This window comes from Curtobacterium sp. PhB115 (assembly GCF_003752025.1).
Classification (GTDB): Bacteria; Actinomycetota; Actinomycetes; order Actinomycetales; family Microbacteriaceae; genus Curtobacterium.
This window is the reverse complement of sequence record NZ_RJKR01000008.1, coordinates 74,107-92,324: the sequence shown is the minus strand read 5'-3', so window position 1 is coordinate 92,324 and position 18,218 is coordinate 74,107. Positions and strand designations below refer to the sequence as shown.

At 70.9% G+C, this 18,218-nt stretch carries 18 protein-coding genes; 11 read left to right on the top strand and 7 right to left on the bottom strand.

Annotation, left to right across the window (positions count from 1 at the left end; translation table 11 throughout):
* Positions 1-8 precede the first annotated feature (8 nt).
* Positions 9-1,676 carry a glycoside hydrolase family 13 protein gene (locus EDF19_RS11950; protein ID WP_123681113.1) on the top strand — a complete coding sequence of 556 codons (1,668 nt, stop codon included), beginning with the start codon at positions 9-11 and terminating at the stop codon, positions 1,674-1,676.
* Positions 1,677-1,805: 129 nt separating this feature from the next.
* Here EDF19_RS11950 and EDF19_RS18820 read toward each other — a convergent pair whose 3' ends face one another.
* The gene (locus EDF19_RS18820; RefSeq protein ID WP_148071089.1) at positions 1,806-1,991 is read right to left on the bottom strand and encodes a hypothetical protein; all 186 of its coding nucleotides are present in this window, start codon (positions 1,989-1,991) and stop codon (positions 1,806-1,808) included.
* Positions 1,992-2,049: 58 nt separating this feature from the next.
* Here EDF19_RS18820 and EDF19_RS11945 point away from each other — a divergent pair, with 58 nt between their 5' ends.
* Together EDF19_RS11945 and EDF19_RS11940 are read left to right on the top strand one after the other, a co-directional pair.
* The gene (locus EDF19_RS11945) at positions 2,050-2,976 is read left to right on the top strand and encodes an ABC transporter ATP-binding protein (protein WP_123681112.1); all 927 of its coding nucleotides are present in this window, start codon (positions 2,050-2,052) and stop codon (positions 2,974-2,976) included.
* A complete protein-coding gene (locus tag EDF19_RS11940) occupies positions 2,973-4,190 on the top strand; it encodes an ABC transporter permease (RefSeq protein WP_123681111.1) in 1,218 nt (405 codons plus the stop codon). Before EDF19_RS11945 ends, EDF19_RS11940 begins: the two co-directional genes overlap by 4 nt.
* A gap of 12 nt (positions 4,191-4,202) precedes the next feature.
* Here EDF19_RS11940 and EDF19_RS11935 read toward each other — a convergent pair whose 3' ends face one another.
* Positions 4,203-4,835 carry a TetR family transcriptional regulator C-terminal domain-containing protein gene (locus EDF19_RS11935; RefSeq protein ID WP_123681110.1) on the bottom strand — a complete coding sequence of 211 codons (633 nt, stop codon included), beginning with the start codon at positions 4,833-4,835 and terminating at the stop codon, positions 4,203-4,205.
* Between the two features lie 94 nt (positions 4,836-4,929).
* A complete protein-coding gene (gene pnuC, locus EDF19_RS11930) occupies positions 4,930-5,595 on the bottom strand; it encodes a nicotinamide riboside transporter PnuC (RefSeq protein WP_123681109.1) in 666 nt (221 codons plus the stop codon).
* Positions 5,596-5,949: 354 nt separating this feature from the next.
* Between pnuC and EDF19_RS11925 the strand changes: the two genes are divergently transcribed.
* From EDF19_RS11925 to EDF19_RS11890, 8 genes are all read left to right on the top strand, one after another.
* Positions 5,950-6,504 carry an alternate-type signal peptide domain-containing protein gene (locus EDF19_RS11925; protein ID WP_123681108.1) on the top strand — a complete coding sequence of 185 codons (555 nt, stop codon included), beginning with the start codon at positions 5,950-5,952 and terminating at the stop codon, positions 6,502-6,504.
* Between the two features lie 125 nt (positions 6,505-6,629).
* Positions 6,630-7,226 (top strand): TasA family protein, encoded by a 597-nt coding sequence (locus tag EDF19_RS19505; protein ID WP_185022809.1) that lies wholly within the window; start codon positions 6,630-6,632, stop codon positions 7,224-7,226.
* Positions 7,223-8,116, top strand: a complete 894-nt coding sequence (locus EDF19_RS11915) for a hypothetical protein (protein ID WP_123681106.1) — start codon at positions 7,223-7,225, stop codon at positions 8,114-8,116. Before EDF19_RS19505 ends, EDF19_RS11915 begins: the two co-directional genes overlap by 4 nt.
* A complete protein-coding gene (locus EDF19_RS11910; RefSeq protein WP_260217131.1) occupies positions 8,113-8,763 on the top strand; it encodes a signal peptidase I in 651 nt (216 codons plus the stop codon). Before EDF19_RS11915 ends, EDF19_RS11910 begins: the two co-directional genes overlap by 4 nt.
* Positions 8,735-9,262, top strand: a complete 528-nt coding sequence (locus tag EDF19_RS11905) for a hypothetical protein (protein WP_148071088.1) — start codon at positions 8,735-8,737, stop codon at positions 9,260-9,262. Before EDF19_RS11910 ends, EDF19_RS11905 begins: the two co-directional genes overlap by 29 nt.
* 134 nt (positions 9,263-9,396) lie before the next feature.
* Positions 9,397-10,716, top strand: a complete 1,320-nt coding sequence (locus EDF19_RS11900; protein WP_148071087.1) for a GNAT family N-acetyltransferase — start codon at positions 9,397-9,399, stop codon at positions 10,714-10,716.
* A complete protein-coding gene (locus EDF19_RS11895; RefSeq protein ID WP_123681102.1) occupies positions 10,716-11,042 on the top strand; it encodes a MazG nucleotide pyrophosphohydrolase domain-containing protein in 327 nt (108 codons plus the stop codon). Before EDF19_RS11900 ends, EDF19_RS11895 begins: the two co-directional genes overlap by 1 nt.
* A 99-nt stretch (positions 11,043-11,141) precedes the next feature.
* On the top strand, positions 11,142-12,137 hold the full coding sequence (locus EDF19_RS11890; RefSeq protein ID WP_123681101.1) for a squalene cyclase: 996 nt from the start codon (positions 11,142-11,144) through the stop codon (positions 12,135-12,137).
* A 590-nt stretch (positions 12,138-12,727) separates the two neighbouring features.
* On the opposite strand, the gene EDF19_RS11885 is transcribed toward EDF19_RS11890, so the two are convergent.
* Genes EDF19_RS11885 through EDF19_RS11870 form a run of 4 tightly spaced genes read right to left on the bottom strand, consistent with a single transcriptional unit; the run spans position 12,728 to position 18,148 of the window.
* Positions 12,728-13,732, bottom strand: coding sequence for an ABC transporter permease (locus EDF19_RS11885; protein WP_123681100.1), 1,005 nt, complete (start codon positions 13,730-13,732; stop codon positions 12,728-12,730).
* A complete protein-coding gene (locus tag EDF19_RS11880; protein ID WP_123681099.1) occupies positions 13,729-14,667 on the bottom strand; it encodes an ABC transporter permease in 939 nt (312 codons plus the stop codon). The genes EDF19_RS11885 and EDF19_RS11880 overlap by 4 nt, the downstream gene beginning before the upstream one ends.
* Complete coding sequence (locus EDF19_RS11875) at positions 14,664-16,484, bottom strand: ABC transporter ATP-binding protein (RefSeq protein WP_123681098.1); 1,821 nt, start codon at positions 16,482-16,484, stop codon at positions 14,664-14,666. The genes EDF19_RS11880 and EDF19_RS11875 overlap by 4 nt, the downstream gene beginning before the upstream one ends.
* Positions 16,481-18,148: an ABC transporter substrate-binding protein gene (locus tag EDF19_RS11870; protein WP_123681097.1), complete on the bottom strand. Its 1,668-nt coding sequence runs from the start codon at positions 18,146-18,148 to the stop codon at positions 16,481-16,483. Before EDF19_RS11870 ends, EDF19_RS11875 begins: the two co-directional genes overlap by 4 nt.
* Between the last annotated feature and the right edge of the window lie 70 nt (positions 18,149-18,218).

Sequence of the window (18,218 nt, the reverse complement as noted above, 5' to 3'; positions counted from 1 at the left end):
GAACCCACATGACCGACGTGCTCGACCCCGCCGTCACCGCCAGCCCGACCTCGACCGACGAGACCTGGTGGCGTCAGGCGAGCGTCTACCAGATCTACCCGCGGTCCTTCGCGGACGCGAACGGCGACGGCATCGGCGACCTGCCCGGCATCACCGAACGCGTGCCGTACCTGGCGTCGCTCGGCATCGAGGCCGTCTGGCTCAGCCCCTTCTACCCGTCCGCCCTGGCCGACGGCGGCTACGACGTCGACGACTACCGCGACGTCGACCCCCGCCTCGGCACGCTCGACGACTTCGACCGGATGGTCGAGGCCCTGCACGCCGCCGGCATCCGGGTGATCGTCGACGTCGTCCCGAACCACACGAGCGACCGGCACGAGTGGTTCCGCGAGGCCCTCGCCGCTCCCAAGGGCTCCCCCGCCCGCGACCGCTACGTGTTCCGCGACGGCAGCGGCCCTTCCGGCGAACAGGCACCCGCCGACTGGATCTCGATCTTCGGCGGCCCGGCCTGGACCGCGGTCGGCGACGGCCAGTGGTACCTGCACTCCTTCGCGAAGGAGCAGCCCGACCTGAACTGGGCGAACCGCGAGGTCCGCGACGACTTCCTGCACACCCTGCGCTTCTGGTCCGACCGCGGCGTCGACGGGTTCCGCATCGACGTCGCCCACGGGCTCGCGAAGGACCTGGGCGAGACCCTGCCGACCTGGACCGAGCTCGCCGAGATGCCGAAGGACGGCACGCACCCGCTCTGGGACCGCGACGACGTGCACGAGATCTACGCCGAGTGGCGCGGGGTCTTCGACGAGTACACCCCCGCCCGCACCGCGGTCGCCGAGGCCTGGGTCGCCGCCGACCGCCGCGCGCGGTACGCCAGCGCCGAGGGACTCGGGCAGGCGTTCAACTTCGACCTGCTCGAGGCCGACTTCGACGCCGGTTCGTTCAAGGAGATCATCGAGTTCAACCTCGGCCTCGCCGAGCAGTCCGGGTCCTCGACGACGTGGGTGTTCTCGAACCACGACGTCGTCCGGCACGCCACCCGGTACGCCCTGCCCCCGCGCGGCGGCGACGCCGAGAAGCAGGGCAGCGCTTGGTTGCTCGCCGGCGGCTCGCAGGACGCGCTCGACCGCGACCTCGGCCTGCGCCGGGCCAAGGCCGCCACGCTCCTCGAACTCGCGCTGCCCGGCTCCGCCTACCTGTACCAGGGCGAGGAGCTCGGCCTGCACGAGGTCGGCGACATCCCCGACGCCGACCGCCAGGACCCGGCGTACTTCCGGAACCCGGGCGTCGACGTCGGCCGTGACGGCTGCCGCGTGCCGCTCCCCTGGACCCGGTCCGGTTCGTCGTTCGGGTTCGGCTCAGGTGGCGCGCACCTGCCGCAGCCGGAGTGGTTCGGCGCGTCGAGCGTCGAGGCCGAGGACGCGGACCCCGACTCGACCCTGAACCTGTACCGGAAAGCCCTGGGCCTGCGCGGCCAGCTGCAGTCCGAGGAGCAGCTCGAGTGGCTCGAGACGGGTCGCGACGACGTGCTCGCGTTCCGTCGGCCGAACGGCTGGACGAGCGTGACGGTGTTCGGCGACGAGCCGTACGCACTCCCCGCGGGCGAGCTGTTGCTCGCGTCGGCGCCGGTGGCAGACGGCGCCCTGTCGGGCGTGGGGACGGCCTGGTTGCGTTCCTGACGCAGGTGCGCGTCGCCCTGGACGCGACCAGGTGACGGACTGGAGGCGCGGTGCGGGCAGGCACCGCGCCTCCAGTCCGTCCGTCGTCACCGTCTCGGGCCGCACCGCCGTCCGCCCCGTGCGGGGCGGCTACCGGTGTCTGCCCGAGCGGACGGCGTGGACGATGAGCAGCAGGGCCATCACGACGACGAGTGAGAGGCCCGCTGTCCGGAGCAGTGCATCGGACGCAGCCGATCCCGCCACGAGCAGGACGACACCGACGGCGAGCGCAACGGCGAGGGACGACACATACCGCCGCGCTCGGACTGGGGTCATGGCGCTCACCGTACCGGACGACGGTCGCGCCGTCAGCCGCTGCCGGTAGGGTCGCGGCATGAGCGGGGCGAGCATCAGCGTGCAGGACTTCGTCATGCGGTTCGGGGACCGGAACGTGGTCGACGGGTTGTCGTTCGACATCGCCGCGGGCGAGACGTTCGGGCTGCTCGGCAGCAACGGCTCCGGCAAGACCACCACGATCCGCGCTCTGCTCGGGATCACCACCCCGACCGCCGGCACCCTGACGATCGACGGGCACCCGTACCGGCCGGCCACCGGCGGCATCGGCTACCTGCCGGAGGAACGCGGGCTGTACCGCAAGGAGTCCGTCATCGACGTGATGTCCTACTTCGGTCGGCTCCGGGGACTCCGCGGGCCCGAGGCCACCGCCTGGAGCATGGACTACCTCGCCCGTGTGGGCCTCGCCGACCGGGCGAAGCTCCGCGTCGACAAGCTCTCCGGCGGGCAGCAGCAGAAGGTGCAGCTCGGCATCACGATCATGGACCGGCCGCGGCTGCTCATCCTCGACGAGCCCACCAAAGGCCTCGACCCCGTCAACCGACGGCTCCTGCTCGACCTGGTCGACGAGCGGAAGGCCGACGGTGCCACCGTGATCCTCGTCACCCACCACATGGACGAGGTCGAGCGGCTCTGCGACCGCATCCTGCTCCTCAAGGACGGCACCGCGGCGGCGTACGGCTCGATCCCCGATGTGCAGGACGCCTTCGGCGGCGCGGTCGCCCGGGTCGGGCTCGACGGACCGGTCCCCCGCTCGCCGCTGTACAAGCTCGCGCGGCACGAGGGGCACGTCGCCTACCTCGTGCCGACGTCCGCCGCAGCACCGGACGGTGCCGACATCCTCGCCGCGCTGGTGGCGGACGGTGTCCGCGTCACCGCGTTCGAGATGCGCCGGATCCCCCTCGACGAGATCTTCGTGCAGGTCTACGGGCACGATGCCCTCGCAGCCGAACGGGCCGCCGCGTGAGCCGCCTCGGCACCGTCGTCCGGTTCGAGTTCGTCCGCGCGGTCAAGAAGCCCGCCTTCTGGATCGGTACCCTCGCGCTTCCGGTCGTCATCGTCGTCGTCTCGCTGCTCGTCGGCATCGGGCAGGCGGCCGGCACCGACTCGGTCGTGTCGGGGTCCTCGGCGACGAAGACGCCGTTCCGGTACGTCGACCACTCCGGCCTGGTGTCGGAGTCCGTCGCGGCGAAGTGGGGCGGCTCCCCCTCGACCGACCCGAGCGCCGACCGTGCCGCAGTGCGCGACGGCACCCTCGACGTCTTCATCGAGTTCCCGACCTCGCCGTCGACCTCGCCGATCACCGTCGACGCCGCCGACCGGGGGCTGTTCGCGAACGGCGGCTACTCCTCTCTCGCAGAACGCGTGCTCGAGCAGAGCGTCGCGGCGACGGTCGACGACCCCGAGACGGTCCAGCTGCTCCGGACCCCACCGGACACGACGCTGACGACCTACGCCGACGGGAAGGTCGCGCCGGGCTGGCTGTCGATCGTGCCGCCGTTCCTGTACGTCGCCGCCTTCTTCGGGCTCGTCATCCTGCTCGCCGCCCGCATGGTGACCGTCGTGGTCGAGGAGAAGGAGAACCGGATCTCCGAGATGATCCTGACGGCCGTCACCGCCGGTGACCTCATCCGCGGCAAGGTCATCGCGATGCTCCTCGTCGGGTTCGTGCAGGTCGGGATCTTCGTCGTCCCGGGGCTGATCACGATGATCGCGGCACTCCCGCTCATCGCGTCGCGGCTGGGCGGCATCGTCATCGATCCGTGGCGGATGCTCGTCGGTGCGCTGCTGCTCGTCGGTGGCGTGCTGCTGGCGTCCGGGCTGTTCGTCGCCGTCGGCGCGGCCGTGCCCTCGATCAAGGACGCCTCGGCGCTGCAGTCGGCGGCGATCTTCGCCCTGATCATCCCGCTCTACGCGGCGTTCTTCGTGATGACCACCCCGTCCTCCCCCGTCGCGGGGTTCTTCACGTACTTCCCGACGTTCACGCCCGTCACCGCCATGGTGCGGAACGCCGTCGGGTCGCTCAACGTCACCCAGTCGGTGGTCTGCATCGTCGAGGTGTTCGTCGTCGCCGGGTTGCTGCTGTGGTTCGCGGAGTACCTGTTCCGGCACTCCGTCGCGCAGTACGGGTCGAAGGTGACGCTGCGGCAGATCGTGTCGTGGCGGCGGGCGCGCTCCTAGCCGCTCGAGCGGTCAGCTCGTGAGGACGGCCTCGTCGAGGTCCCAGGAGTGCACGTCCCGCCGACGCCAGCCCTGACGGAGCGTGTGGACGGCGCGGTCGAACTCGACCAGGACGTCGATGTGCGGGCGGACCAGCATCTGGATCTGCAGGCCCTCGTACACGGCCAAGAGCTGCGTCGCCGCCTGGTGCGCCGGGATCACGCACTCCTCGGCGCCGCCGTCGACGTCACGCTGGAGCCCGACGCGCAGCTGCTCGACGTACTCCTCGAAGCGCTTGCGGAACAGCTCGGCGAACCGTGACTCGGAGCTGGCGACGGTGATCACACCGGCGAGGACCCGGACGAGCCCGGGGTCGGCGATGTCCTCGGCGAGGGTCATCCGCACGTACTCGATCGTGCACGACGGCGGGGTCTTGCGGCGCGTGCCGCGCAGCTGCGTCCACCGGTCGTACGTGACGAGCAGCAGCGCGTCCCAGGTCGGGAACACCCGCTCGACGGTCTCGAGCGGGATCCCCGCGACCTCGGCCACGACGGCGGCGTCGACCGCGTCGAAGGGGTGCAGCCGGTAGGCGCGGATCGCTCCGCGGACGATGCGCTCGGCGAGGGACTGCTCGTCCTCGACGCGCTCCTCGTGCAGGGTTTCCATCAGGCAATCCCATCGGACGACGGCTGCCGTGTCTTGTCCCAGAGCGGGGGCCGTTGCGCGATCGGGATGATCAGGAACACCCCACGGGCGGTGGTCAGCCGACGGTCACCGGAGCCGCGGACGGCCGGGTGCGCTGCTTCGCCCAGACGAAGAACCCGGTCAGCGTGAAGACGCCGTAGAAGACGTACATCAGGCCGGACGCGTAGTACCCGGCCGAGAAGAGGAGCGGGACCCCGACCAGGTCGACCGCGACCCAGATGAGCCAGAACTCCACCCACCCCTTCGCCATCCCGTAGGTCGCGAGCAGTGAGCCCACGAAGATCCAGGCGTCGCTCCACACCGGTTCGTACGACCCGAGGGCGCGGAAGACCGGGGTGAGCAGCGCGGTGCCGCCGACCATGCCGACGACGAGCAGGACGCGGGTCCGCCACGAGGCCCAGTGCGGCTCGATCACGGTGGAGGTGTCGTCCGCGCGGTGCGTCCAGCGGTACCAGCCGTAGATGCTCACGATGATGAACATGACCTGGCGGGCGGCTTGGCCGAGCAGGTTGACCGGGTTCGGGGTGTCGAAGAGCGCGCCCATGAAGACGGTGAAGAGCAGGGCGTTCCCGACCAGGCCGACGGGCCAGGCCCACACCTTGCGCCGCATCCCGCCGAGCGCGCTGAGCAGCCCGAAGACGTTGCCGATCACCTCGCGCCAGAGCACCGTCTGGTCACCGATGACGATCTGCGCGTCGAACAGCCAGCGCACGATGCCCATGGGTCCCTCCTCGTTTCCGGTCGGTGCAACGGTACGGCGGGCGCCGACATTCCGACGAACACCGGGGTACAAACAGGTCCCCCACAGCGAGGACAAAAATCACCCCCGTTTTGGGTCCATGCGAAAGCATGTTTCCGCTTGTCCGCACTTTGGGGGACGAGTAGCGTCGTCACCAGAACGAGTCCTGCCCGCCCGATCAGCCATGCGCTTCGGAGCCCGGCGACCGTCCTCGGCATCGGTCAGCCGCGACCCCCTGCACCACGGGGTCGATGACACCGTCCCACCGGCACGACGACCCGAACCAACGTGCCCGGTGGTCTTCCAGCGCGCCAGGGCGCGCAGAACGGATCTCCCATGCACAAGATCGTCACCGGCGCCATCGCCGGCGCAGCAGGCATCGCCCTCCTCCTCGGCGGCGCCGGCACCTTCGCCCTCTGGAACGCCAGCGCCTCGAGCGCCGCGTCCTCGGTGAGCTCCGGCACGCTGACCCTCAGCGCCAACAACGACGGCGCCTGGAAGGACATCACGAACGGCCGGAACGCCGCGATCAACCCGACCACCGCGCTGATGGTGCCGGGCAACAGCTACCAGTTCACGCAGACGCTGAACATCGGCGCCACCGGTCAGGACCTCAAGGCGAACCTCACCTACGCCGGCGGCAGCATCACCGGTGACGCGGCGCTGCTCGCGGCCACCGACAAGACGCTCGCCGTGTCGTCCTCGAGCGCCTCGGTCGTCAAGTCGTCGTCGGCGGACAACACCTACGTCGTCTCCCCGTCGTCGACGACCTCGACGGTCAAGGTCGTCTTCACGGTCACGCTCCCCTCGACCGCGACGACCGGCCAGGGCGGCTCGATCAACCTCAGCGCCCTCACCTTCACGCTGACGCAGACCGCGATCGGTTCCTGACCCACCGATCGCACCGCGGGCCCCGACCGGTCCCTGATCCACCGGTCGTGGCCCGGCCAGTCCGCCTGGCACACCGAACACACCGAAGGCACCACGCGACGACCACGACGACCATGGGGACGAGCATGACCGGGACACCGAGGGAGACAGGACGCCACCGAGCGCCCCGCCGCCACCGCTGGGTCCTGCCTTCCGCGCTCGCCCTGGTCGTCGCGGTCGTCACCGCCCTCCTCGGCACCGGCGGCACCTACGCGCTCTGGAACGGTGCCGCCAGCACCACGACGACCACCGTGAAGTCCGCCACCGCGACGATCACGGTCGGGAACACGACGGCCATGAACACGGCGGTGCTCGGCCCGGGAACCAGCACGACGGGGACGTTCGCCGTGAAGAACACCGGCTCGATCCCGCTGTCGATGCGCGTCGCGACGACGTCCACGAAGGTGTCCTACGCCACGAACTCGACCTCTGCAGCCGTCCTCGGGGAGCTGACGCTCCGGCTCGCCGTCGTGTCGTCGGCGACCGACTGCGCAGCCGGCCTCTCCGGGGCCAGCGGTCGCCTCGCCACCTTCGACACCGGCGCCAGCTCCTTCACGCTCGCCGCAGGCGCGAGCGGCGTCGGGTGCCTCGAGCTGGTCCTCGACGCCGACGCCCCGCAGAGCGTCTCCGGGGCCGTCGCCGACTTCACGCTCACCGTCACCGGGACGCAGGTGTCCGCATGAACCGCCGGTTCCGGGTCCTGCTCGCCGTCGTCCTCACCGCCCTCTTCGTCGGCGGTGGATCCACGGCGGCGTGGGCCCTGTGGAGCGCCTCGGGCACGACGGCCTCGAGCGCGACGATCGGCAAGGTCGCCGCGTCGATCGCCGGACCGAGCGCCATGACGACGACCTTCTCGTCCACGGTCACCTCGATGACGAAGCCGATCACCCTCACCAACACGGGCACCATCGCCGGGACCGCGACGACCACCGTCTCGGTCGTCTCCGGGAGCTCGACCGCCCTCGCCCAGGCGGTCTCGGTCACCGCGTGGCCGGTGGCGTCGGCCGCGGCCTGCACGGCGACCACGACCGTCGGCGCGGGTTCCGTCAGCGGCACCTGGGCATCGCTGCCGAGCATGACCTCGAAGCTCGCCGGTGGCGCCGCGGCCGTCTGGTGCACCCGGAGCACCCCGACGTCCTCGGCCCCGCCGTCGACCACGACGAACATCACCGTGAACCTGACGGTCGCGAGCGGCACCTGGACCTCCGGCGTCGTGCAGGGCGGCTTCTACCTGAACACCTCGGCCGCCACCGCCACGACCGCGGCACTCGTCTGCACCGACCACAGCGGCAACTACGTCGACATCACGTGGGACGCGTCGAGCCGCCCGAAGGACACCTGGTACGCGGCGTACGTCGGCACCACCGTCGTCGGCCAGAAGGCGCAGGACTACTCCGGCCGCATCACCATCGCGCCGCAGGACATCCCCTCGAGCGCCGGGACCTCCGGCACGCTCACCGTCACGGTCAAGGTGCTCGACAGCGCCGGGAACGCCACGACCACGGTGGCCGGCAGCGGCCCGGTCACCCTCTTCACCCAGAACGACGGAAGGGCGATCCGATGCGGCGCATGACCCGGTCCACCGGACGCACCGCTGCACGCGTCGAGCGCACCGGCTGGCGAGCCGTCCTGCACGCGGTCGTCCTCGGCCTGAGCACCGGGCTGCTCCTCGTCGTCGCCGGGCTCGCCGTGGTGCTCATCGTCATCCCGAAGGCCACCGACTCGACACCGCTCACCGTGCTGACGCAGTCGATGGAGCCCACGCTGCCCCCGGGCACCCTGCTCGTCATCCGACCGACCGCCGTCGACGACATCCGCGTCGGCGACGTCGTCACCTACCAGATCGTCTCCGGTCAGCCGGCCGTGATCAGCCACCGCGTGGTGTCCGTGTCGTCGTCCTCGAACGGCGAACGCACCTTCGTCCTCAAGGGCGACAACAACGCCGAGGCCGACCCCCGACCGGTCACCGCCGCGCAGGTCCGCGGCGTGGTCTGGTACAGCATCCCCGAGGTCGGCGTGGTGAACCAGCTCGTCAACGGTTCCCGCAGCTGGCTCGTCCCGACCATCGCCGGGGTACTCCTCGCCTACGGCGCCGTGATGATCACCATCGGCACCGTCAACGCCGCACGCCGCCGCCGAGCCCGTGCACGAGCCGGTCGACGCCACGGCCGCCGGGCTAGGCTCGGTGGACGTGACGGACGGAGTGCAGCGGGCGCGTGACCTGCTCGACGACGCTGCCCGTCGGCTCCGTTCCGCTGGTGTGCCGGACGAGGCACTCGGCGAGTACGTCGAACCGAAGGCCTTCCTCGGGATCCGCCGCGAACCGACGATGCGCTCGCTCGGCCGGGTCTGGCGGATCGGTGCGCTGCTGATCGGGTCCTCGCTCGACGCCGGCGGCCGGGTCTGGGCGACCGGGTCGATCACCCGCGTGACCGATCCCGGTCGGGCGCAGTTCCAGTCCGTCTCCGCAGAGGTCCGGCGTGCGTACCGGGCCGCCGCCGCGAAGGGACACTTCGACGCCGGCGACACCGTCAACCACGGCGCCGTTCCGATCCCCCTCGACGAGTCGCTCGTCGACGGATCCGGGGTGCTCTTCGTCGAGGACGACGTCCCCCTGGTGCGGTGGTCACCGGCCGCGGGTTCGTCGGTCCCGTTGGCCGACTACCTGGCTGACCGGGTTGGCCTGCTCGTCGAGCCGCCGCGGGGCGCGACCGACTGAGCGACGCGATCGAGGCCCTCGACGCGACCACCTGCGGACGCGACCGGCCCGTCGGACGCGTGCCGTGCCTCCAGGCAGAACGATCCGGCCACGCGCCTGTCGGGACGTCACCGGGTCCCGATAGTGTCGTGGACGTGAGCAACGAGGCATTCGACGACCGCTACGAGCTGCGCGAGTTCGCGCCCGGGACGGATGAGCAGGGGGCACCGAACGCCGAGACGGCATTGTGGATGCAGGCCGTCGGACTCGGGTTCCACGAGGCCGACCCCGATGCAGAGGGCGCTGCCCGCATGGCGTCCCACTTCATCGCCGACCAGGAGACCTTCCTCGGCGTCTACGTCCGCAAGCCCTTCGCCGGCTCGGTCGACGAGACCTGGCCGGCCGGCACCTTCACCTGGTTCCGCAAGGCGCTGAGCTGGGGCGACGGGTCCGCCGTCGACACGCAGGCGATCTCCGCCGTCACGGTCCGACCGACCGAGCGCCGCCGCGGCATCCTCCGCCGGATGATGACGCACGCACTCGAACAGGGCGTGGCCGAGGGGTACGCGATGGCGTCCCTCACCGCGTCCGAGGGCACGATCTACCGCCGCTTCGGCTTCGGCAGCGCGATCCGCGAGCGTGCCGTCCGCGTCCGCCGCGCCCGCGCGCTCCCCTTCCTCGCGCCCACCGCGGGCACGGTGTCGGTCGTCCCGAACCAGTGGCTCGCCGACGGTCCCGCGCGCGAGGTGTTCGACCGCTTCCACGTCCGGACGCCGGGCTCCATGGTCCGCAACACCGGCACCTGGCCCGTCGCGCTCGGGCTGCTCGGTCAGGACGGCAAGCCCGCGAAGGACGTCCGCGCCGCGGTCCACCGTCCCGACGACTCGGACGAGATCGACGGGTACGTGACCTGGCGCGTGAAGGAGGACCGCGGATCGGACACGGCGCTCGAGATCGTCGACCTGGTCTACGCGACCGACCAGGCATACACGGCGCTGTGGGAGTTCCTGCTCTCCGTCGACCTCAACGACGTCGTGAAGTACAGCCGTTCGCGGCTCGACGACCCGATCGTCGCAGCGCTCGGCGACAACCGCGCCTACGACGTCGACCACGAGGAAGACCACGTGTGGCTGCGCGTCCTCGACGTGGCTGCGTCGCTCACGTCGCGACCGTTCGCCGCCGACGGCTCGGTCACCCTCGCGGTCACCGACGCGCTCGGGTTCGCGTCCGGTACGTACCGGCTCGACGTCCTGGAGGCCCGTGGCACCGTCACGCGTCTGGCTGACGACGCCGACGTGGCCGGGTCTGACATCCAGCTCGACGTCGCCGACCTGGGTGCGTTGCTCATCGGGTCGGTCTCCCCCGTCACACTCGCCGCGGCCGGACTCGTCCGCGCCACGGACCCCGCGAAGGTCGAACTGCTCCGTGCGATGCTCACGCCTCCGCGGGCCCCGCACGGCATCACCTACTTCTGATGGACATGCAGGACCTCAGCGACGAGGTCGAGGCCGTGTCGGCGCACTACGCAGCCCGACACGGCATCGACCGCACGGACGAGTGGTTCGTGCTCAAGCTCGGCGAAGAGGTCGGCGAGCTCACCCAGGCGTTCCTCGCACGCTCGGGCCAGGCGCGGCGCAAGGGGCGGTCGGACGACGAGCTCGAACAGGGTTTCCGTGACGAGATCGCCGACGTCCTGGCGCAGGTGCTCCTGATCGCGCGGCACTTCGACGTCCCGATCGACGACGCGGTGCGTGAGAAGTGGGCCGAGTGGCACCCCGACCGGATGGGTTCCGACGCCTGATCGGTGACGGGCAGGCGATCTGGTCGGGCGGTGTCGGGGTTCGGCGCCCGAGGTCACGGCGTCCGGCGCGGTGCGGCAGACGCGCGTAGCGTCCGCGCCATGAGCGACGACGACGTGGTCGAGTGGCTGCTCGACTCAGACCCGGCGATCCGGTGGCAGGTCGAACGGGACCTCGTCGGTGCGCCGGCATCGGTGTGGGAGCAGACCCGATCGCGAGTGGCCGCAGAGGGGCTCGGCGCCGCGATGCTCTCGCACCAGGACCCCGACGGGCAGTGGGCCGGTGGCGCGTACTTCCCAGCAGACTTCGACTTCGAGGGTCCCGAGGCACGTGAGCCCGGGCAGCCCTACACGGCGACGACCTGGTCGTTGAACGCGCTCCGTGACTGGGGCGTCGAAGCTGCGGTCCTCGGTGACACGGCGCAGCGGCTCGCAGTCAACAGCCGTTGGGAGTACGAAGACCTGCCGTACTGGACCGGTGAGGTCGACTGCTGCATCAACGCGTTCACCCTCGCCAACGGGGTGTGGCTCGGTGCGGACGTGTCACGGCTGGCCGAGTGGTTCCTCGAACACCAGCTCGACGACGGTGGGTGGAACTGCGAGTGGATCGAGGGGTCGACGGTGTCGTCGTTCCACTCCACACTCAACGTCATCGAAGGGTTGCTGCAGCACGAGCAGCTGACGGGCGGCCTCGATCCGAGGGCCGCGGAGTTGCGAACGGCTCGGCACCGCGGTGCGGAGTACCTGCTCGAACGACGGTTGCTGTTCCGGAAGTCCGACGGAGAGCTCGTCGGACCGTGGGCGACCCGGTTCGCGTACCCGTTCCGGTGGATCTACTCGGCACTCCGGGTGACCGATCACCTGCGGGCGGCGGCGCTGCAGGACGGGACTCCGCCGGATCCTCGTGCCGCCGAGGCGATCGAGGTGGTCCGAGCGGCCAGGAACGACGACGGCACGTGGACGCAGGGGGTGCGTCCTCCTGGCCGGCAGTGGTTCGAGGTCGACGTGCCCGAGGGTGAACGGTCACGGTGGTTGACGCTGATCGGTACCCGGGTGCTGCGCTGGTGGGACGAGGGCGGCGGCGCGCGGGGCCGTTGAGCGTCGCACCGTGCGAGGGCGCGGGCGCGGGCGCGCTCGCACCGTGCGAGGCCTTGCGCCGGGCAGGCTCGCACCGTGCGAGGGTGCGGGCGCGGGAAGGCTCGCACCGTGCGAGAGCACGAGACGACGGTGCGAGGTTCCGCGCATGGTGCGACCCGCGCTGCCCCGCACACTCCGCGGAACCTCGCACACTGCGGCCCGCGCCACCCCGCGCCCCGCCAACTCGCACCGTGCGAGGCCGTGCGCCGGCAGGCTCGCACCGTGCGAGGGCACGAGAACGACGGTGCGAGGTTCCGCGCATGGTGCGACCCGCGCTGCCCCGCACACTCCGCGGAACCTCGCACACTGCGACCCGCACCGACCCCTACCCACCCCACACCCACGGCCCCTCGCACCGTGCGAGGCCATGCGCCGGGCAGGCTCGCACCGTGCGAGGACACGACAACGACGGTGCGAGGTTCCGCGCACTGTGCGACCCGAGCGACCCCGCACACTCCGCGGAACCTCGCACACTGCGACCCGCACCGCCGCATCCCGCGCCCCCGCCAACTCGCACCGTGCGAGGCCCCTACCGGCCCGCGCCCGCGCCCCTACGCCCTGCGCCGCACCCTCGGGTCGACGAACGCGTAAACCACGTCGACGATGACGTTGGCGGTCACGATCAGCAGCGCCGAGAACAGCGTGAACCCGACGACGACTTGCAGGTCGAGCGAGTGCACCGCGTCGATGAGCAGTGCACCGAGCCCCTGCATCGAGAACACCTTCTCAGTGATGACGGCGCCTCCGAGCAGGGACCCGAGATCGAGCCCGAACAACGTGACGACCGGCAGGATCGCGGTCCGGAGCCCGTGCCGCACCACGACCTGGCGCTCCCGCAGCCCCTTGGCCCGAGCGGTCCGCACGAAGTCCTGCGACATCGACTCGAGCATCTCGCCGCGAGTGAGCCGGGCGTAGATCGCGGCGCTGATGAACGCGAGGACGCACCACGGCAGGATCAGGTGCGTGAACCAGCCGACCGGGTCGTCGGTGAACGCGACGTAGCCACTGGTCGGCAGGATCCCGAGCACGAACCCGAAGAGCAGGATGCCGAGCAGCCCGACCAGGTACGCCGGCGACGACACACCGGCGACTGCGACCGTCATCACTGCCCGGTCGACGAAGGTGCCTCGGCGGAGGGCAGAGACGGTGCCGCCGAAGACCCCGGCGACGAGCCACAGCACGGCGGCGCCGACCGCGATCGAGGCGGTGACGGGCAGGCGCGCGAGGATCAGTTCGGTGACGCTCTCGTGCAGCTGGAACGAGTACCCGAAGCACGGCGCCGCACACTCGATGATGCTGCTGCCGCTGCCGAAGGTCCGGCCGGTGAAGATGCCGGCAAGGTAGGCCCCGAATTGCACGAGCCAGGGCTTGTCGGTGCCGAGGAACGCCTGCACCTCACGCAGGCGGTCGGGGGTGCACGGCTTGTCGCAGATCGCCCGCGCCGGGTTGGTCGGCAGGAGCATGAAGAGGGCGTACGTGATCGCCGCAACGACGAGCAGCACGACGGCGGCTCCGAGCACGCGGATCGCGAGGAACCGGAGGGTGGCGGCGTTCACTTGGTGCCCCCTCGCGGGTCGAGGGCGTCGCGCAGGGCGTCGCCGAGCACGTTGAAGGCGAGGGTGATGAGGAACAGAGCGGCTCCGGGGAACACGAGGTACATGGGGTCGGTCTGCACCCAACCGATGGCGTCGCCGATGCTGCGTCCCCACGACGGCGTCGGCGGGTTGACACCGACGGCGAGGAACGAGAGCGCGGCTTCGGCCCCGATCATCGACGGGATGGAGATCGTCGCGTAGACGGTGATGGTCGCCGCGAGGTTCGGCAGCAGCTGCGTCCGGATGACGTGCCAGCGGCCGGCGCCCATCGCTGTGGAGGCGACGACGTAGTTCCGGCTGACGAGCGAGAGCGTCTGCCCCCGCACGACGCGGGCCACAGCCGGCCAACCGAAGAACCCGATGACGAGCACGACGAGCACGGGCTTCGGGAACGACGACGGCACGATCGCGGTGAGGGCGATCATGAAGACGAGCGACGGGAACCCGAAGATCACGTCGACGACCCGGGAGAGCACGCGGTCGTACCAGCCGCCGAAGAACCCGGTGGTGACGCCGACGAGCACCCCGATGACGATCGAGACGACGGTGGCGGCGAGGCCGATGCCGAGCGAGGTCCGCGCACCGTACGTGACGATCGAGAACAGGTCGCGCCCGGTCAGCGGCTCGACGCCGAACCAGTGTTCACCGCTGATCCCGCCGCCGAAACCCTTCGGGGCACCGAACGAGTTCAGCGCGTCGATGTTGTACCCGTACGGGTCCTGCCCGGTCACGGCCGCGATGAGCGGAGCCGCGACGGCCACGACGACGAACACGACGATCACGACGGCGGAGGCGACGGCCCAGCGGTCACGGCGCACCCGGCGCACGACGGCACGGAAGCCGGTGCTCCGGTTCGCGGTGGTGGAAACCGGACGGTCGACGACGTTGGCCGTCACGAGGCCACTCCTTCCCATGCACGCCAGGCTTCGCGGCGAGCGGCCTGTCGCACGGGGTCGGCGACGGGCGCTGCGGCGAGGAGCATGCGCGTGTAGTCCTGCTGCGGGTCGTCGAGCACGGCGTCGGTGCTCCCCCGCTCGACCACGCGGCCATCGCGCAGCACGATCACCTGGTCGGCGAGCTGGCGGACGACGGCGAGGTCGTGGCTGATGAGCAGCATGCCGAACCCGAACTCCTGCTGCAGTCCGGCCAGCAGGTCGAGCACGGCGGCCTGCACGGTGACGTCGAGCGCGGAGGTCGGTTCGTCGGCGATCACGAGTGCTGGCCGCAGCGCGAGCGCACGCGCGACGGCGACACGCTGCCGCTGTCCGCCGGACAGCTCGTGCGGGAACCGCTCAGCCCAACTCGGATCGAGCTGCACAGCGGTCAGCAGTTCGCGGACCCGCGCGGCGCGGTCGGCAGCCGAGTCGGAACCGTGCACGAGCAGCGGTTCCGCGATGCTCCACCCGATTGTCTGGCGCGGGTTGAGCGACGAGGCGGGGTCCTGGAAGACGATGCCGACCCGACTGCGCAGCTCGCGCAGTCGTCGTCCGCGAGCGGTCCGCAGATCGCTGCCGTCCACCTCGACCGAGCCCGCCACGACGGGCACCAGGCCCGCGAGCGCCCGGCCGATCGTGGACTTGCCGGAACCGGATTCGCCGACGAGGCCGATGGTCTCGCCGGCGTGCAGGTCGAGGTCGATGCCGGACACGGTCGGTCCGCCTCGGCGCGAGTACCGCACGGCGACGTCGCGCAGTTGCGCGACGAGCGGCCTGGGCCCACGCCGCCGGTTCCGGTCCGACGCGCCAGCGGCGGGCCGGCCGTGCCGGTGGGGAGAGGCGCGACCCGCGTCCGCCTCGTCGCTCACCGCAGCGGTCTCCGCGCTGGGCGACACCCCACGCGCGCCCGGAGCCGTGAGCTGTCGCTGGGCGCGTGAGCCGGGCTCGCCGGCCCGGGCGTCCGGGTCCGCGACCGGCGCTGCGGACGCGGGGCGCGCCTCCAGGCTGGGGACGGCCGCGAGGAGCTCGCGCGTGTAGTCAGCGGTCGGGTGCGCGAAGACGTCGGCGACCGTCCCGTGCTCGACCGGGTCGCCCCGACGGAGCACCAGCAGGTCGTCCGCGACGTCCGCCACCACGCCCATGTCGTGGGTGATGAGCAGCACGGCGAGCGACCGTTCGCGACCGAGCCGGCGCAGCAGGTCGAGGATGCCCGCCTGCACTGTGACGTCGAGGGCAGTGGTGGGCTCGTCGGCGAAGAGCGCGACCGGGTCGCCGGCCAGCGCCATCGCGATCATGGCTCGCTGCAGCTGTCCACCGGACAGTTCGTGCGGGTACGCCTTCCGGATGCGCTCGGGATCGGTGAGCCCGGCGTCACGGAGCAGTTCGTCGACGCGAGCGCTGACCCCGGCGCGGTCGAGCCCGGACGGGTGCGCCCGGACGGCCTCCGCGATCTGCGTTCCGATCGACAGGACCGGCGTGAACGAGTTCATCGGTTCCTGGAACACCACGCCGATGCCGGCACCACGCACGGCCCGGACGGCCTCGGCGGAGGCACCGATGAGCTCCTCGCCGCGGAACCGGGCGCTGCCCGACACGGTGGCCTGCGGCGGCAGGAGTCCGAGCACGCTCATGGCGCTGACGGACTTGCCCGAGCCGGACTCTCCCACCAGGGCGAGGACCCGGCCGGGCGTCAGCGTGAAGGAGACGTCACGGACGACGGGCTCCGCGTCACCGAACGCGACGCGGAGCCCCTCGACCTGCAGGATCGGATCGGTCACTGCTTGAGCGAGACCTTGAGGTAGTTCGGGTACGCGGGGAAGTCCGCGATCTGGAAGTTCTGCACGTTCGAACCGGCGAGGAACGACTGCTTCGCGTAGATCAGCGGCACGACGGGGGCGTCGGCCATGATCTTCTGGTCCGCCTGGGCCCAGAGCTTCTGTGCGTCGTCCTGGTCGACCGTGGAGCTCGCCTTCGCGATGAGCGCGTCGACCTCGGGGTTGCTGTACTTCGAGACGTTGTAGCCGCCGCCACCGATCTGCGACGAGTCGTAGAGGGGCTGCAGGTTGGCGTTCGCGCTCGGGAAGTCGGGCTGCCAGCTCGACAGCGAGAGGTCGAAGTCGGTGCCGTTGGTCGTCGCCTGCGTGAAGGAGTCGTAGTCGAGCGGCTTGAGCGTCACCGTGATGCCGGCACGCTTGAGCCCGGACTGCAGCGCCTGCGCCTGCGCGAGGTACGTCGGGTCGTTCTGCGTCACGAGGGTCAGCTTCAGGTTGCTGACGCCGGCCTCCTTGAGCAGCTGCTTGGCCTTGTCGACGTCGCCGGTGGCCTTCGTCTTGTACAGGTCGTAGTCCTGGCGTCCGGCGATGCCAGGGGTGATCAGCGTCGAGGCGTAGGAGCCGGCGATCGCGCCACCGGCGGCGATCCGGAAGGACTTGCGGTCGACCGCGTACTGCAGGGCTTGGCGGACCTTGAGGTCCTTCAGCTCACCGCGCTGCGTGTTGATCGCCATGTAGCTGATCGGGCCGGCCTTCGAAGTGGCCAGGCGGTCCTGGGCGGCCGGGTTGCTGCGCACCTGGTTCAGCTCCGCTGCACCGAGGTAGATGGCGCCGAACGAGTTCTTGGCGTCCCCGTTGTCCGCGATGAGCGTCTGCGTCACCGTGGACTGGTCCTGGCTCTCCTTGAACACGATCTTCGAGGGGCCGGCGGTGCGGACGTCGTCGGTCTTGGCGCTCCAGTTCTCGTTGCGGACGAGCGTGACCTGCGAGCCCTGGGTGTTCGACTGCACCTGGTACGGCCCGGACGCGACCGGCTTCAGGTCGTAGGCGCCGGTGTCTTTGCCGTCGCCCTCGGGCACCGGGGTGAACGCCGGCATCGACGCGAGCCACGGCCAGTCGCCGTACGCGTCGTTCAGCTTGAAGACGATGGTCTTGTCGTTCGGGGTCTCGATGCTGTCGAGCGACTTGCCGTCGAACGGACCCTTGTAGGAGTCACCACCGACGAGGAGCGACTTGTGGTAGCTCAGGCCACCGCTCAGCGTCGGAGCGAACGAGCGCTCGATGCCCCACTTGATGTCCTTCGTCGTGATCGGCGTACCGTCCTGGAACTCGACACCGTCCTTCAGCGTGTAGGTCCAGGTCTTGCCGTCGTCGCTCGAGACCCCGGTGTTGGTCGCCAGGTCGGGGACGACCTTCGCCGTCTTGCCCGGCTCGACGTCCCACGTGGTGAGCCGTCGGGCGACGAGGCCCAGCGACGTGATGCCGAGGCTCTGGCTCGTCGCGGGGTCGAGGTGGAACGAGGTCTGCGGCGTGAGGATGTTGAGCGTGCCGCCCTTGGCCGTGCCCTCGGCGCCGTCGTCGGACGAACCCCCACCCGAGCAGCCGGTCAGGACCAGGGCTGCTGCTGCGGCGACGGCCGCGGTGATCGTCAGGCGGTTGGGGCGTCTCATGACGGTGCTGCTCCTCGGGGAAGGGGGTCGCGATCGCGGTGGCGGTCGCTGCGACGACGGAACGGTCCAG

Coding starts and splice junctions, on each gene's coding strand:
- EDF19_RS11915 (WP_123681106.1), top strand. CDS start 7,223: ATGAACCGCCGGTTCCGGGTCCTGCTCGCCGTCGTCCTCACCGCCCTC.
- EDF19_RS11945 (WP_123681112.1), top strand. CDS start 2,050: ATGAGCGGGGCGAGCATCAGCGTGCAGGACTTCGTCATGCGGTTCGGG.
- pnuC (WP_123681109.1), bottom strand. CDS start 5,595: ATGGGCATCGTGCGCTGGCTGTTCGACGCGCAGATCGTCATCGGTGAC.
- EDF19_RS11870 (WP_123681097.1), bottom strand. CDS start 18,148: ATGAGACGCCCCAACCGCCTGACGATCACCGCGGCCGTCGCCGCAGCA.
- EDF19_RS11950 (WP_123681113.1), top strand. CDS start 9: ATGACCGACGTGCTCGACCCCGCCGTCACCGCCAGCCCGACCTCGACC.
- EDF19_RS11890 (WP_123681101.1), top strand. CDS start 11,142: ATGAGCGACGACGACGTGGTCGAGTGGCTGCTCGACTCAGACCCGGCG.
- EDF19_RS11925 (WP_123681108.1), top strand. CDS start 5,950: ATGCACAAGATCGTCACCGGCGCCATCGCCGGCGCAGCAGGCATCGCC.
- EDF19_RS11895 (WP_123681102.1), top strand. CDS start 10,716: ATGGACATGCAGGACCTCAGCGACGAGGTCGAGGCCGTGTCGGCGCAC.
- EDF19_RS11935 (WP_123681110.1), bottom strand. CDS start 4,835: ATGGAAACCCTGCACGAGGAGCGCGTCGAGGACGAGCAGTCCCTCGCC.
- EDF19_RS19505 (WP_185022809.1), top strand. CDS start 6,630: ATGACCGGGACACCGAGGGAGACAGGACGCCACCGAGCGCCCCGCCGC.
- EDF19_RS18820 (WP_148071089.1), bottom strand. CDS start 1,991: ATGACCCCAGTCCGAGCGCGGCGGTATGTGTCGTCCCTCGCCGTTGCG.
- EDF19_RS11910 (WP_260217131.1), top strand. CDS start 8,113: ATGACCCGGTCCACCGGACGCACCGCTGCACGCGTCGAGCGCACCGGC.